At 69.6% G+C, this 14,250-nt stretch carries 12 protein-coding genes; 5 read left to right on the forward strand and 7 right to left on the reverse strand.

Features of this window, described 5'->3' with window-relative positions:
• Positions 1-2: 2 nt before the first annotated feature.
• The 4 genes from KBY19_RS29735 to KBY19_RS29750 form a co-directional block, all read right to left on the reverse strand.
• Positions 3-1,013 carry a Gfo/Idh/MocA family protein gene (locus KBY19_RS29735; protein ID WP_210956485.1) on the reverse strand — a complete coding sequence of 337 codons (1,011 nt, stop codon included), beginning with the start codon at positions 1,011-1,013 and terminating at the stop codon, positions 3-5.
• A 73-nt stretch (positions 1,014-1,086) separates the two neighbouring features.
• Positions 1,087-2,067 carry a dTDP-glucose 4,6-dehydratase gene (gene rfbB, locus KBY19_RS29740; protein ID WP_210956484.1) on the reverse strand — a complete coding sequence of 327 codons (981 nt, stop codon included), beginning with the start codon at positions 2,065-2,067 and terminating at the stop codon, positions 1,087-1,089.
• Positions 2,064-2,972 carry a glucose-1-phosphate thymidylyltransferase RfbA gene (rfbA, locus tag KBY19_RS29745; RefSeq protein ID WP_185016017.1) on the reverse strand — a complete coding sequence of 303 codons (909 nt, stop codon included), beginning with the start codon at positions 2,970-2,972 and terminating at the stop codon, positions 2,064-2,066. The genes rfbB and rfbA overlap by 4 nt, the downstream gene beginning before the upstream one ends.
• 94 nt (positions 2,973-3,066) lie before the next feature.
• Positions 3,067-3,942 carry a cyclopropane-fatty-acyl-phospholipid synthase family protein gene (locus KBY19_RS29750; protein ID WP_185016016.1) on the reverse strand — a complete coding sequence of 292 codons (876 nt, stop codon included), beginning with the start codon at positions 3,940-3,942 and terminating at the stop codon, positions 3,067-3,069.
• 279 nt (positions 3,943-4,221) lie between these two features.
• Between KBY19_RS29750 and KBY19_RS29755 the strand changes: the two genes are divergently transcribed.
• The 4 genes from KBY19_RS29755 (at position 4,222) to KBY19_RS29770 (ending at position 8,171) form a co-directional block, all read left to right on the forward strand.
• Complete coding sequence (locus KBY19_RS29755; protein ID WP_185016015.1) at positions 4,222-4,917, forward strand: TetR/AcrR family transcriptional regulator; 696 nt, start codon at positions 4,222-4,224, stop codon at positions 4,915-4,917.
• The gene (locus KBY19_RS29760; protein ID WP_099877391.1) at positions 4,910-5,854 is read left to right on the forward strand and encodes an ABC transporter ATP-binding protein; all 945 of its coding nucleotides are present in this window, start codon (positions 4,910-4,912) and stop codon (positions 5,852-5,854) included. Before KBY19_RS29755 ends, KBY19_RS29760 begins: the two co-directional genes overlap by 8 nt.
• On the forward strand, positions 5,851-7,446 hold the full coding sequence (locus KBY19_RS29765) for an ABC transporter permease (protein WP_185016014.1): 1,596 nt from the start codon (positions 5,851-5,853) through the stop codon (positions 7,444-7,446). The genes KBY19_RS29760 and KBY19_RS29765 overlap by 4 nt, the downstream gene beginning before the upstream one ends.
• Positions 7,447-7,631: 185 nt before the next feature.
• Positions 7,632-8,171, forward strand: a complete 540-nt coding sequence (locus KBY19_RS29770) for a hypothetical protein (protein ID WP_099877385.1) — start codon at positions 7,632-7,634, stop codon at positions 8,169-8,171.
• 21 nt (positions 8,172-8,192) lie between these two features.
• Here the strand turns inward: KBY19_RS29770 and KBY19_RS29775 are convergent, their stop codons facing one another.
• From KBY19_RS29775 to KBY19_RS29785, 3 genes are all read right to left on the reverse strand, one after another.
• The gene (locus tag KBY19_RS29775; RefSeq protein ID WP_210967079.1) at positions 8,193-9,494 is read right to left on the reverse strand and encodes a TerD family protein; all 1,302 of its coding nucleotides are present in this window, start codon (positions 9,492-9,494) and stop codon (positions 8,193-8,195) included.
• 85 nt (positions 9,495-9,579) lie between these two features.
• Positions 9,580-10,224: a dihydrofolate reductase family protein gene (locus tag KBY19_RS29780; protein ID WP_099877379.1), complete on the reverse strand. Its 645-nt coding sequence runs from the start codon at positions 10,222-10,224 to the stop codon at positions 9,580-9,582.
• A 156-nt stretch (positions 10,225-10,380) separates the two neighbouring features.
• Entirely contained in the window at positions 10,381-11,058 is a 678-nt protein-coding gene (locus KBY19_RS29785; RefSeq protein ID WP_210967080.1) for a GntR family transcriptional regulator, read from the reverse strand.
• A gap of 146 nt (positions 11,059-11,204) precedes the next feature.
• Here KBY19_RS29785 and KBY19_RS36945 point away from each other — a divergent pair, with 146 nt between their 5' ends.
• Complete coding sequence (locus KBY19_RS36945) at positions 11,205-14,189, forward strand: AMP-binding protein (protein WP_247691563.1); 2,985 nt, start codon at positions 11,205-11,207, stop codon at positions 14,187-14,189.
• Positions 14,190-14,250 lie beyond the last annotated feature (61 nt).

The following is a 14,250-nucleotide window of genomic DNA, read 5'->3' on the forward strand; positions in this document are numbered from 1 at the left end:
CGTCACCGCGTGATCCTTACGGCCTTGCGTTCGACCTCCGCGACCAGCCGCGCCTGCCGCAGGCTCGCCCGGGCGGCGTCGCCATCCGGCCCCTTGCCGGAACGCGGCGTACGGACGGCCTGCGCGAAGTAGCGCACCACGTTGGCGAACTGGTCGTCGGCGCGCAGTGTGATCTCCTCGCGGTGGTCCTGCCGCTCGACCCGCAGGACCGGCTGGTGGGCGGGCGGCGGCGTGAAGGCCCGGTCCAGCGTCAGCCGCCCGTTGCTGCCGGCGAATTCCAGGCTGGTCCGGTAGGAGTGCTCCATGCCGAAGGTGAGATCGGCCGTCACCCCACCGGCCGTGCACGCCAGGATCCGCCCTGCCACCACCACACCTTTGCTCGCGTCGAGGCGCAGTACGGCGTGCAGGACACCGACGTCGGGCCCGAGGTGGTGCAGCGCGGCGCGGATCGGGTAGACGCCCATGTCCAGCAGGGCGCCTCCGCCCACGTCGGACCGGTAGCGCATGTTGTCCTCGGGCAGCGGCGGGATGGTGAAGGAGCCGGCGAAGTCGCGGACTTGACCGATGGCGCCGTCGGTGAGCAGCTTCCGTACGGACGCATGCTGCTCGTGGTGCGGGAAGGCGACGTTCTCCAGCAGCACCAGCCCCCGCTCAGCCGCCAGCCGCAGCAGTCGCTCGGTGCTGTCCGGGCCCGCGGTGAGGGGCTTCTCGGCCAGTACGTGCTTGCCCGCGCGGAGCGCCTTCTCGATCCATGCGGCATGCAGCAGCGGAGGCAGCGGCACATACACGGCGTCGACGTCGGGGGAGGCCAGCAGCTCGTCGTAGCCTGTCACCGCCTCGCAGCCGAACGCTGCGGCGAACTCGGCCGCCTTCTCCGCACTGCGGCTGGCGACGGCCACCGGCTCGACATCCGGGACGGCGGCGAGTGTCGGCAGCATCCGGCGCCGGGCGATGTCCGCGCAGCCGAGTATCCCGCACCGCAGCGGCCTGTCCGGTGTTGTCGGAGCTCCCATGAGATCCCAGCTCCCTTCCGGGGGAGCGCGTCACGTCCCCCTGACGGCGCGGTGCGGGGCGGTCAACTCCCGGTCACGCGGTCATCCGGCTCTTGAGCGGCTCCCACCAGGAGCGGTTGTCGCGGTACCAGGCGACTGTCGCGGCGAGTCCCGAGGCGAAGTCGTGGCGCGGCCGGTACCCCAGCTCCCTGCGGGCCTTCGCGTCCTCTATCGAGTAGCGCCTGTCGTGCCCCTTGCGGTCGGGTACGTGGCGTACCCGGCTCCAGTCGGCGCCGCAGGCCGCCAGCAGCCGCCTGGTCAGTTCCTCGTTGCTCAGCTCGGTTCCGCCGCTGATGTTGTAGACGTCGCCGGGGGTGCCCTGCGTGCGGACCAGCTCGACGGCCCTGCAGTGGTCCTCGACGTGCAGCCAGTCGCGCCGGTTCAGCCCGTCGCCGTAGAGCGGGACGTCACCGCCGTCGAGGAGGCTGGTGATGAACAGCGGGACGATCTTCTCGGGGAACTGGCGCGGCCCGTAGTTGTTGCAGCACCGCGTGACCCGTACATCCAGCCCGTGCGTGCGGTGGTACGAGAGCGCGACCAGGTCCGAGGCGGCCTTGGACGCCGCGTAGGGCGAGTTGGGGGAGAGCGGGTCCTCCTCCACGCTGGAGCCGCTCTCCACCGAGCCGTAGACCTCGTCCGTGGAGACGTGCACAAAGCGCTCGACGCCGTGCCGCAGTGCCGCGTCCAGCAGAGTCTGGGTGCCCGTCACGTTCGTACGGACGAACTCACCGGCGGCCGCGATCGAACGGTCCACGTGCGACTCCGCCGCGAAGTGCACCACCTGGGACGCCCGCGCCATCAGCCTGTCGACCAGCTCGGTGTCGCAGATGTCGCCCCGTACGAACGTGAGCCCAGGGTGGGTGAGGTCGAGGTTGTCGAGGCTGCCGGCGTAGGTCAGCTTGTCCAGCACCGTGATCCGGGTGACCCCGGACGCCGCCGCGGCGCCGGGCGCCAGCAGCATCCGCGCATACGCGGAGCCGATGAACCCGGCGGCCCCGGTGACCAGGAGACTCATATCTCCTCCATGAACTCGACGGGCGGCAGCCCCAGGCTGAAGTCGCGGGCGCGCTCCATGACGTACTGGCCGTAGGGCGAGTTGCCCATCCCGGCGCCGAGCGCGTGGCAGTCCTCCGGCTGGATGAAGTCCATGTACATGGCGATTTCCTCGATGCAGCCCAGCCGGGTGCCCTGCCGGTGCTGCACGTCCCGTACGAACCGCGCAGCGTCCAGCAGCGTCTCGTGGGTGCCGGTGTCCAACCAGGTGACGCCCCTGCCCAGCCACACCAGCTCGGCCGTGCCCTCCTCCAGATAGGCGCGCAGTACGTCGGTGATCTCCAACTCGCCACGCGCCGAGGGCGTGAGGCCCTTGGTGACGTCCACGACCCCGCCGTCGAAGAAGTACAGTCCGGGAATCGCGAGGTTGGAGCGGGGCCGCTCGGGCTTCTCCTCGATGGAGACCAGCCTGCCCCGGGCGTCGATCTCCGCGACTCCGAACCGCTGGGGGTCCGCGACCTGATGTCCGAACAGCACGCAGCCGCGCAGCTTCCGTGCGCTCCGGCGCAACAAGGAGGGCAGGTTCGCGCCGTGGAAGAGGTTGTCGCCGAGTATCAGCGCGCACTCCTCGCCGCGGATGTGGTCGGCGCCGACCCGGAAGGCGTCCGCGATGCCGCGCGGTTCGTCCTGTCCGGCGTAGTCGATGTTCAGGCCCAGCTGCCGCCCGTCGCCGAACAGGGAGCGGAAGACGGGCAGCTCGGCCGGGCGGGTGATGATGAGGATGTCCTGGATACCCGCCAGCATCAGCACCGAGAGCGGATAGTAGATCATGGGCTTGTCGTAGACCGGGGCGAGCTGCTTGGAACCCACGAAGGTGAGCGGCTGCAGTCGCGTACCGTTCCCGCCCGCGAGAATGATGCCCTTCATCCCCTCCGACCGCTCCCTTCCCGCTCGTCCTCCGGCATCGTCGGGGACCGGCCCAAAGCCCGCCTAACGCGTGGCGGAACGGCGGCGTGTGCCCTCATGCGCCGAGGGGCTTCCGCGCGACCGCGACCAGGCAGCCGACTGCCTCGGCCCCGCCCTGGGTGGCCACGTCGGGGTGTGCAGGCTTCAGCGAGTCGAGGATCTCCTCGACGCTGACACCGTGCTGCCGCTCGAACTCCCGGCGGCAGCGCAGGATCCCGTCGATCACCCGCATGAACGTGTACTTCGTGTGCTCGGTGACGTCGGTCAGCTCGACCAGTTCCAGACCCGCGCCCTTCACCAGTTCGGGGTATGCCTCCAGCCGCCCGATCGACGCGACCTCGCCCGCGTCCGCCGTGACCTGCGTGCCGGGGGCGGAGGGCGGGCTCCCGGGGCCGTCGCCCAGGGCGAAGGTGTCGGTCAGTACGATCCGCCCGCCGGGGCGCAGCACCCGCGTCATCTCCCGCAGCGCCGTGAGCCGGTCCATGTGCACGATCGACTCGAAGGCGAGCACCGCGTCGAACGAGCCCGCCGGGTGCGGCAGGCGCATCACGTCCCCGTACTCGAACCGTACGCGCTCCTCCTGCCCCGCCTCGCGAGCCAGTTCCCTCGCCCGGGTGACCTGCTCCTGGCTGATGGTCACGCCCAGCACCTGCGCACCCGTCGCGGAGGCCACGCGCAGCGCCGGCCTGCCCACGCCGCACCCGGCGTCCAGCACCCTCTCGCCGGGGCGCACCCGCAACCGGGCCGCGAGCAGGTCGGTGAACCGGTCGGTGGCCTCCTCCGAGGAGCTGCGGTCCGTGGGGCCCTCCCAGTAGCCGAAGTGCAGGTTGTCGCCCCATGCCATGCGCAGCAGCGGGCCCAGCGCGCTGTAGTAATCGGTGACCTGTTCGCCCGTCGGAGACGTGGGCGGCGGAGCTGATGGGAACGTCATGCATTCCTCCCCGGGGCTGACGGTACTGCTCGGCATGCCGTGCCTAGACCCAGTCAGTGCGGGCCGAAGCCCCGGCAACGCCCGGCTAAAGTCCGAGGTCGCAGGGGTGGCTGTGCGGGGGTCCCGGTGGGCTCCGTAACTCTTTCGCGTTCTTGACGCGGGCTACCCTTGCGAACAGTTGGCTATACGTGCGTACAGTGGGCTGTGCGCCTGGGCAGTAACGTCGGCCCGCGGCAGAGCTCGCTCCTGCTCGCGGACACGACGGGAAGAGGACAGTGAATGATCAGCTTCGGCGGTCGACCGGCGGCGAAGGACCTCACAGCGCGTGCCCGCATTCGGGACGCCGCGCTGAAGCACTTCGCCGAATCGGGCTTCTCAGGGGCGACGATCCGGGAAATCGCCAGAACGGCCGGAGTGTCGCCGGGCCTTGTCCGGCACCACTTCGGCTCCAAGGAGGGGCTGCGCCGCGTGTGCGACACCTATGTGCTGGAAGCGCTGCACCAGTTCAACGACCGGGTCCTGCAGGAGGAGGCACCAGGTGACAGCCCTCTGACCGCCGACGACAAACGCGCACTCGACCCCTTTCAGCGCTACCTGGTCAGCACTTTGATCGAGGAGTCGGAAGTGGCGGCGCCGCTCTTCGACGAGATGGTCAAGATGATCGACCGGTGGCTCGTGAAGGCCGACGAGAGCCGCGCCGATCCGCCCACGGTCGACCGCACCACCCGGGCGGCCCTGATGGTGGCACAGACGATGGGCATCGCCGCCTTCCACAAGCACGTCTCCCGGGTGATCGGAATGGACGTGCTCTCCGACGAAGGCGACCAGAAGGTGGCCCTGGCGATGCTCGACATCTACTCCCACAACCTCATCAGCCCTGAGTACGCGGCCGCGGCCCGCGAGGGCATGGCCCAGACGGCCCCGGCGAGCGAGGCGAGTAACGACGACACGATGGAAAGGCACTCCGATGACTGACGCCATCTCGGTGCGCGGCTTAGTGAAGGACTTCGGCCCCACGCGCGCACTCGACGGCCTCGACCTGAGCGTGGCCACCGGCGAGGTGCATGGATTCCTGGGGCCGAACGGTGCGGGCAAGTCCACCACCATCCGGGTGCTGCTCGGTATGCTCCGCGCGGACAAGGGCGAGGTGACGCTGCTGGGCGGCGACCCATGGGCGGAGGCCACCGAACTCCACCGCCGCCTCGCCTACGTCCCCGGCGACGTCAACCTCTGGCCCGGTCTGTCCGGGGGAGAGGTGATCGACCTGCTCGGGAGGATGCGCGGCGGGCTCGACAAGCAGCGTAAGAACGATCTGCTGCAGCGCTTCCAACTCGACCCCAAGAAGAAGGCCCGCACCTACTCCAAGGGAAACCGGCAGAAGGTCGCCCTCGTCGCGGCCCTCTCGTCCGATGTGGAACTGCTCGTGCTCGACGAGCCGACCTCCGGACTCGACCCGTTGATGGAGGAGATGTTCCGGCAGGCCATCCAGGAGGAGCGCAGGTCCGGCCGCACCGTGCTGCTGTCCAGCCACATCCTGTCCGAGGTGGAGGCGCTCTGCGACCGGGTGAGCATCATCCGCGAGGGACGGCGGGTGGAATCCGGGACGCTGGACGAGATGCGTCACCTGACGCGCACCTCCATCGACGTCACCTTGGAGCGGGAGCCCTCGGGGCTGGACGCGCTTACCGGTGTACACGATGTGCGGGTGGACGACACACGGGTGCGTTGCGAGGTCGACCCCGACCGCCTCGATGACGCGCTGCGGCATTTCGTCTCGCTAGGAGTACGCAACCTGGTCAGTCAGCCGCCCACCCTGGAGGATCTGTTCCTGCGGCATTACGAGGCCGACGGCCGCCGCTCAGGGGTGGACGCGGCAGCAGACTCGGCGGCGAACGCGGGAGCAGGCCGGTGACGTCGCTCAAGGGAACGGGCAAGCTGATCCGGCTCATCCTGCGCAGGGACCGGTGGCTGCTGCTGGTCGTCGTGCTGTGGCTGGCCGCCGCCCCGGTCGGCCTCGCCGACACCTACCAGAGCCAGACCGCCGCCGAGCGTGCCGAGTACGCGCGGACCAGCGGCTCCAACCCGACCTTCCTCGCACTCTACGGCCCGCTGCACAGCGAAACCGCCGGCGGCATCGTCGCCCAGCGGGTCGGCGCCATCCCGCTGTTCATCGGACTGATCAGCCTGCTCTTCGTCATCCGGCACACACGCACCGAGGAACAGGCCGGACGACGCGAGCTGCTGAGCGGCACGGTGTGCGGACGGCACGCCGGACTGACCGCCGTACTGAGCGTGGCGTTCCTGGGCAATCTGCTGCTCGGACTTCTCGTCGCCTCCGGGCTGAGCCAGAACCTGCCGGGCTCCGGCGCCCTGGCCGTGGGCCTCGGATTCGCGGCAGCAGGGTGCATGTTCGCCGCGCTCGGCGGTGTGGCGGCACAGCTGACCGAGAACGCCGGCGGCGCCCGGGGCATCGCCATCGGCTCGCTCGGCGCCTTCCTGCTGATCCGGCTGGCCGCCGACACCGGAGGCCCGGGCAACGACCTGTCCTGGCTCCACTGGCTCTCACCCCTCGGCTGGGTGACCGAGCTGCGGCCCTTCGCCGACGAGCAGTGGTGGGTGCTGCTGCTGGCCGTCGCCCTCACGCTGCTCGCCACCACCTTGGCGTTCGCGGTCTCCTCCCGCCGGGACATCGGCGCCGGGCTGCTCCCGGCCCGGCTCGGCCCTGCCGAGGCCGCGCCCGCGCTGGGCGGCCCGCTGGCCCTGGCCTGGCGGCTCCACCGCGGGCTGCTGATGGGCTGGCTGATCGCGTTCGCCGTGCTCGGCGGGGTGTTCGGCGGTATCGCCGAGGGCGTCGGCGACATGATGAAGGACAACAAGGACCTTCAGAACGTGTTCTCCAGGATCGGCGGTCAGGAGGGCCTCATCGACTCCTACATCGCGTCGATGATGAGCCTGATGGGGCTGGTGGCGGCCGCCTACAGCATCCAGGCAGCTCTTCGCATGCGAGCCGAGGAGGAGAACTCCCGCGCCGAGTACCTCTTGGCCACCGGGGTGAGCCGACTGCGGTGGATCGGCGGCCACCTGACGTTCGCCCTGCTGGGGCCCGTGGTCGCGCTGGCCGTCGGCGGTCTGGTCGCCGGCTTGGTGCACGGCGCCAACATGGGAGACGTCGGAGGCGAACTGCCGGGCATTCTGGGCGCCGCCATGGTGCAACTCCCGGCGGTCTGGGTGCTCTCGGCGCTGACACTCGCGCTCTTCGGCCTGCTACCCCGGGTGACGGCTGCCGCGTGGGGAGGGTTGGCGCTCTGCTTCACGCTGGGACAGTTCGGCAGGGCGCTCGACTTCGACCAGAGCGTGCTGGACGTCTCGCCGTTCACCCACATTCCCCAGGTGCCGGGAGGTGACTTCACCGCGGAGCCGTTCGTCTGGCTGCTGGCTGTGGCGGCCGTGCTCGCCTTCGCCGGGCTGGCCACCAGCCGTCGGCGCGACATGGGCGCCGCGTAGCACAAGCACAACGGCACCCCAGGACTTGACAGTCGTCTCCCCGGTCGACTGTCAGGCTGCGGCCGGTCAGCGCTTTCGGGATCCCCCGTCCCCGTGGCGCTGACCGGTCAGCGGTGTCAGTGCCTCCCGCACACTCCCGGCGGTGCTGGAGCGCCGCTGTCGGAGCCCGCTGCTACCTTCCCGACATGAGCACTTCGGAAGACCTCCTGCATCGGATCGAGACCGACCCCGCCGTCGCGGAACTGCTGGTGTGGCCCGGCGACTTCGACATCGAGCGCCGCGATCCCGTGGAAGACCTTCGGCTGCCGACCGGCAGTCCGCTGCACCCGATAGCAGGATGTGGGGCGGGAGGCACCTTTTTCCTGTGCGGCGAGCCAGGAGCCCGGCAGCGTCCCGTGCTGTACGCGGACTCCGAGGGCCAGGCCACGCTCATGGCCGAAGACCTCGCCGAGGCCGTCAGGCTGATCGCTCACTGCCCGTACTGGAGGGACCTCGGTGCCGGCTTCCCCCAGCACGAGCTGGAGGAGCAACTGCGCGACGACCACCCGGACTTCCCGGAGCGCCGGGACCGATTGCTGACGGCCCTGGACCTGGAGCCCCTGACCGCCGCGGAAGCGGTGGCCCGGCTACGGGCCACCGCTGCGCGCACCTCCCCGGATTTCGTCCCGCTAGCGACGGCATACGACTGCCTGCCCTATGCGTTGCTCTTCGAGCGGGAACAGTAGGGCCGCAGAAACAACGAACGCCTACTGCTTACCGGCCGCGTGCCACGTCATCCCCCAGCCGTACTCCATGTCCGCGGCCTGCTGCTTGAGGATGCCGGGCGGCCGGACGATGTACTTCGCCTCCCGCCGGACGACCAGTTCCCCGTCCACGTTCTCGATCAGCGCGATCGCGGCGACCTGCGAAGGAACGGTGCACTCGTCCAGATGCATCTCGACCGGCGGGCCGGTCGGCGGATACAGCGTGGCGACCCCGTCCAGGCCCGCGAAGCTCGACGCCCCGGCGTAGATGACCACGAACACCAGGAGGCGCTTGATCTCGGCCGCGTGGTCAAGGTTGACCACAAGATTCTCCCCCGCGCCCGAGCCGGTCCGGTCGTCCTGGTCCAGCCGGATGTAGGGCGGCTGCTCGAACGAACCGAACTGGTTCTCGATGGGATGGACGATCCCCTTCGCCCCGTTCTGGAGTTCCCACAGACAGGAGAGGTCCAGATCGACGTCCTCCAGCCGAACAGCACCCTTCCCCTTCTTCAACCAGCCACGCGACGGCTTGCGCGCGCTCCACGCCAGATGGACCCGCATGGCCCCTGAGGTGGCTCCCTGCTTGGTCAGCGACACCGCGGGCGCCGCCTTCGTCAACGTGACTTTCGACAGCCGCACCGGCTGCGCAGGGGGAGCGGGAGGGACAGGGGCGGAAGGAGGCGACGGTACGGCCTGTTGTGCCGGTACAGGCGGCACGGGCGGGGGTGCGGGGGCGGCGACCGGGGGTGGTGCGGCCTGCTGCGCCGGCGGGGGTGAGGCCGGCTCCTCGACAGTGATACCGAAGTCGGTGGCGAGCCCTTCCAGACCGGAGGAGTACCCCTGGCCCACGGCACGGAATTTCCACGCGTCGTTGCGCCGATACAGCTCCCCGAGCACGAACGCCGTCTCCGACGTGGCGTCCGAGGCGTCGAACCGTGCCGTCTCGGTGCCGCTCTCGGCATCCAGTACGCGCACGAACAGGCCGGGCACCTGACCGAACGTGCCGTCCGTGGAAGCCGCGATCACCACGGTGGCGATCTCCTGCTCCACCGCATCCAGCTCCACCAGGATCGTCTCGATCGTCCCTGTGCCGTCCGGGCGCCCGCCCTCGTGGCGCACCGCACCACTGCGGTGCGCGGGCTGGTTGTAGAACACGAAGTCGTCGTCCGACCGCACCTTGCCGACTGCTGTCAGCAACAAGGCGGACGCGTCCACATCAGGCACCTCGGGCCCTGTCCGCCACCCCAACTCCACCTGGATCCTGGTGGCCGGCACCGGCACGTTGGCGCCCTTTTGCAACGACATCTAGGTCTTCCCCCTTCATGACCTTCCAGCCCGCAGCTTAGGACTACAGCACACCGCGCCGCACCAGCCGGTGGTCCCGGTGGTCTCACCGCCGCCAGAACAGGTGGTGCGTCACACCGCTCGGGCTGGGCACGACATCCTGGTGGAACCGGTCGAGCAGCTCGTCGGGGGACTCCCACAGCCGCACCCCGGAGCCGAGCTTCACCTGCGAGACCGCCACATGCATGGTGTCGACGAGGTCGGCTTCCAGGAACTGCCGGATGGTGGTGGCCCCGCCGCCGAGTCGGACGTCTTTGCCCTGCGCGGCGTCCCGCGCCTGTTCCAGGACCGTGGCCGGATCGCCGTCGACGAAGTGGAACGTGGTGTCGGAGAGCGTGAACGACGGGCGCTCGTGGTGGGTCATGACGAACACTGGGGTGTGGAACGGGGGCTCCTCGCCCCACCACCCCTGCCACTCGTGGTCCTGCCAGGGCCCGCGCTGGGGCCCGAATTTGTTGCGGCCCATGATCTCGGCACCGATGTTGCGGGTGAAATCGCGGGTGAAGTAGTCGTCGAGACCGCGGCTCCCACCGGGCTCGCCGCGCATGGGCCAGCTCGCCGTGGCGCCGGCCCAGGCGAACATGTCACCGGGGTCGGCGTGGCCGAACGGTCTCTCCAGGCTCTGGTGCTCACCGGCACCGTATCCATCGCTGGAGACGTTGAAGTTCTGGACCCTCAGCAGCTGATTCATGTGGCTCCTCATGCCTGATACCTGGCCGACAAACGCGGTCGATGAGGGTTGGACCACCCAGGCGGGCCGAACTCATCGCCGCTGCCGAGAATGGCCGGTCACCCGGTGGGAGGCGGATCACAGGCGGGAGCGCCATCCGCTCGTGCTGTGGCGCGCTCAGCCGGCGTTGCCCGCAGGCTGAGTCAGGTGCCTCCAGGTCCGCACCAGCTGGCTGAACTCCCTCACCTGCACCAGCACGTGCTCGCGAGCGGCGTTCTCCGCGGTCTCGGCGTCGCCTCTCGCGATGGCGGCGGCGATGTCATTGTGTTCGGTCAGGGAGCGTCGCATGCGGTCCGGCACACGCAGCTGCAGGCGCCGGTACGGCTGCAGGACCCGTTTGAGCGCATGAGCCTGCTGCCGCAGATACTCGTTGCCGCAGGAGTCGTAGACGATGCCGTGGAAGCAGGCGTTGGCGTAGTAGTAGCGATCGGCGTCGCCGGCCAACGCGTGCTTCTCGCACTCCTTCAGCGCACGGTGGAGCTCGTCCAGCGGCTCCTGCTCGATACGGCGGGCGGAGAGCCGTGCCGCCATCCCTTCGAGCTCGGCCATGACTTCGAAGCGCTCGGCCAGCTCGGAGACGCTCAACTCGGTGACGTAGGTGCCCTGCTTGGCGCGGATCTGTACGAGTCCTGAGCGCTCCAGCGCCTGGAGGGCTTCGCGGACCGGCGTACGCGAGCAGCCGAACTCCCTCTCCAACTGGGCAGGGTCCAGTCGCTCGCCGGGGCGGTAGCGGCCGTCGACGACGGCGTTCTCAAGCGCGTCCCGTACGCGCCGGGATTCGGGGATTCGGGCCATGCGCACCTCCGAACGCTCAGGCTAGCCGGTTGTTCGTTCCGTTCCAGGGGGTAGACCGCCGCACTCCTGTGACCTACGGTGCGGCTGTTATATACATCACGCCCCATGATGCATATGGCAGGCCGGAGGTGTGAGGAGGAGCGGGGATGGAACACCATGACGGCTGGCTGCTGACCGATCTGTTTCGGGCGCTCGGCCGGCAGCAGGGCGGCGAGCCCGGGGCCGGGGAGCCTCGGCACTCTCCGCTGGAGCAACTGCTCGTCGCCTGCGAGGTCCTGATGAGCGACGTGGGCGAGGCCTCGATGCGAGCGGTCGCCGCACGGGCCCTCGCCGCCTACGGCGAGCTCGACGACACCGGCAAGCTGGCCTTCTTCACCCACATCACCAGGACCTACGATGTCGACGCCGATCAGGTCCGCGAGGCCTACCGCCGCTGGGAGGCGGCCAGGGACAGCGGGTCCCAGGGCGAGGAGGAGCTGGTCCGCCTCTTCGATGTGGTCGAACCGGCCCGTCAGCAACTGCTCCGGCGGATGAATCACGCGCCGGACGCCACACTCGCCCTGGTCGGCATGCGCGCCGACCTGCGGCGGTTGATGCGCCGTGACCCGCGGCTGCGGCCCCTCGACCACGACTTCCACCATCTGCTCACCTCCTGGTTCAACCGCGGGTTTCTCCGCATGACGGAGGTCACCTGGGACGCACCGGAGGAACTGCGCCAGCACCTGCTGAGGGGCGAGAAGGTCCATCCGATGGCGGACAGCGGCGAGCTTCGCCGCCGTCTGCAGCCGGAGGACCGCCGTGTATACGCCTTCTTCCACCCGGCCACCGGGGACGTCCCGCTGATCTTCGTGGAGGTCGCCCTGGTGCGCGGTCTGCCGGACAGCATCACCCCGCTGCTGGAACCGGGTCCGGTGCTCAGCCCCGCCCAGGCGGACACCGCCGCGCTGTACTCGATCAACAACGCCCTGGACGGGCTGGCCGGCGTCTCGTTCGGCAGCTTCCTCATCAAGCAGGTCATCGAGCACGTGGGGGAGCAGCTGCCGCACCTGACGCAGTTCGCCACGCTCTCACCCATCCCCGGGTTCCGGCGCTGGCTCGAGCAGCAGGCCGAGCAGGAGGCCGAGCTGCGGATCCTCGTCGAAGAACTGGCCGCCATGGCGAAATCCGACCCCGCGAACCCCGCGAGCCCCGCGAAGCCCGCGGACCTCGCGCCGGCCGACGCCGAGCGGATACGTACCCGGCTCTTCCCCGCCCTCGCCCGGTACATCGCCGTCGAGCAGCACGACGACGGTCGCCCGCTCGACCCGGTCGCCCGCTTCCACCTGGGCAACGGAGCCGCCGCCTGGCAGCTGAACTGGCCGGCGAACAGCTCGTCCGAGGCCTGGCAGCAGTCCTACGGCGCGATGATCAACTACCGCTACGAGCCGGAGCAGCTGGAGCGCCGGCACGAGGACTTCGTCCGCCGCCGCACCGTGGCGCTCGGCGGGCCGCTGCGCGACGCCTTTCCGGAGGCTGCGGTCGCGCCGCCCCGCGCCCGAGGCACGTCCACGGCCTCGAAGCACCAGGCCTCCTCAGGAACGAAAGGAACACCCCCGATGGGACCCCGCACGACGCCCTTCCCGACCATCTACCACTCTTTCGCCGAGCAGGCGGAGCGGCAGCCGGACAAGGCGCTCTTCGAGCTGCCCGACGGGCGGGGTATCACCTACCGCGAGACCGTACGGAGCGTGCAACGGATCGCCGCCCGCCTCACCGCCGACGGCGTCACCCCAGGTGACAGGGTCGCCATGCAGGTGGAGAAGTCCCCGGAGGCCATCGCGCTGTACCTGGCCACCCTGCAGATCGGCGGTGTCTTTCTGCCGCTCAACACCGCCTACACCGGCGCGGAGATGGATTACTTCCTCGGGGATGCCCGGCCTCGCGTACTCGTCTGCTCCCCGGAGCGCCTGGCCGACCACGCCCACCGGGCAGGAACCGAACTCGTCGTCGAAACCCTCGGCACAGCCGGCGACGGCACCCTCCTCGAATGCGACGGTCGCCTCGAACAGGTCCACGAGGCCTCGGCCGACGATCCGGCGGCGATCCTCTACACCTCCGGCACCACCGGGCGCTCCAAGGGCGCGGTGCTCTCCCACGGCAACCTCGCCTCCAACTGCCGGGCACTGTTGGAGGCCTGGGAGTTCACCGCCGAGGACCGGCTGATCCATGCGCTGCCGATCTTCCACATCCACGGGCTCTTCGTCGCGGCGAACATGACCCTGACGGCAGGTGCCTCCATGCACTACCTGCCCAAGTTCGACGCCGGGGCGATCATCGATCTGCTGCCGAGGGCCACGGTGCTCATGGGGGTGCCCACGTTCTACACCCGACTGCTGCGGAACGAGCGGTTCACCCGGGAGGCCTGCGCCTCGATGAGGCTGTTCGTCTCCGGCTCGGCCCCACTGCTCGCAAGCGACCACGAGGCCTTCGAGGCCCGTACCGGCCACGCCATCCTGGAGCGCTACGGGATGACGGAGACCGGTATGAACACCACCAACCCCTACGACGGCGGACCGCGCAAGCCCGGAACCGTCGGCAAACCGCTCCCCGGCACCGAGATCCGTGTGGTGGACGGCGAGACCGGCCAGGAACTGCCCGACGGTGAGATCGGAAGCATCGAGGTCCGCGGTCCCAACGTCTTCACCGGCTACTGGCAGCTGCCCGAGAAGACCGCTGCCGAGTTCCGTGCGGACGGCTTCTTCATCACCGGCGACCTGGGCCGCGTCGACGAGGACGGCTACTTGTGCATCGTCGGCCGGGACAAGGACCTCGTGATCTCCGGGGGGTACAACATCTACCCCAAGGAGATCGAGGAACTGCTCGACGCCCACCCCGAGGTGCTGGAGTCCGCGGTGATCGGAGTCCCCCACCCGGACTTCGGGGAGACGGTGGTGGCCGTCGTCGTCCCGGCACCCGGCAAGCAGCCCCGGGCCGAGGAACTGCTCGACTTCATCGCCGGAGATCTCGCCCGGTTCAAGCACCCCCGCGCCGTGCGCACCGTCGAAGCGCTGCCGCGCAACGTCATGGGCAAGGTGCAGAAAGCCGAACTGCGCAAGCGCTACAGCGACCTGTTCGTGGGCGCGCACACCTGACTCGACCATGCACGGACCGGCCTCGGCACTGACGTACGGACCGACCGGCCCGCCCCCGTTC

Origin of the sequence: Streptomyces sp. B15 (genome assembly GCF_018070605.1) — a bacterium.
Lineage (GTDB): Bacteria > Actinomycetota > Actinomycetes > Streptomycetales > Streptomycetaceae > Streptomyces > Streptomyces smyrnaeus.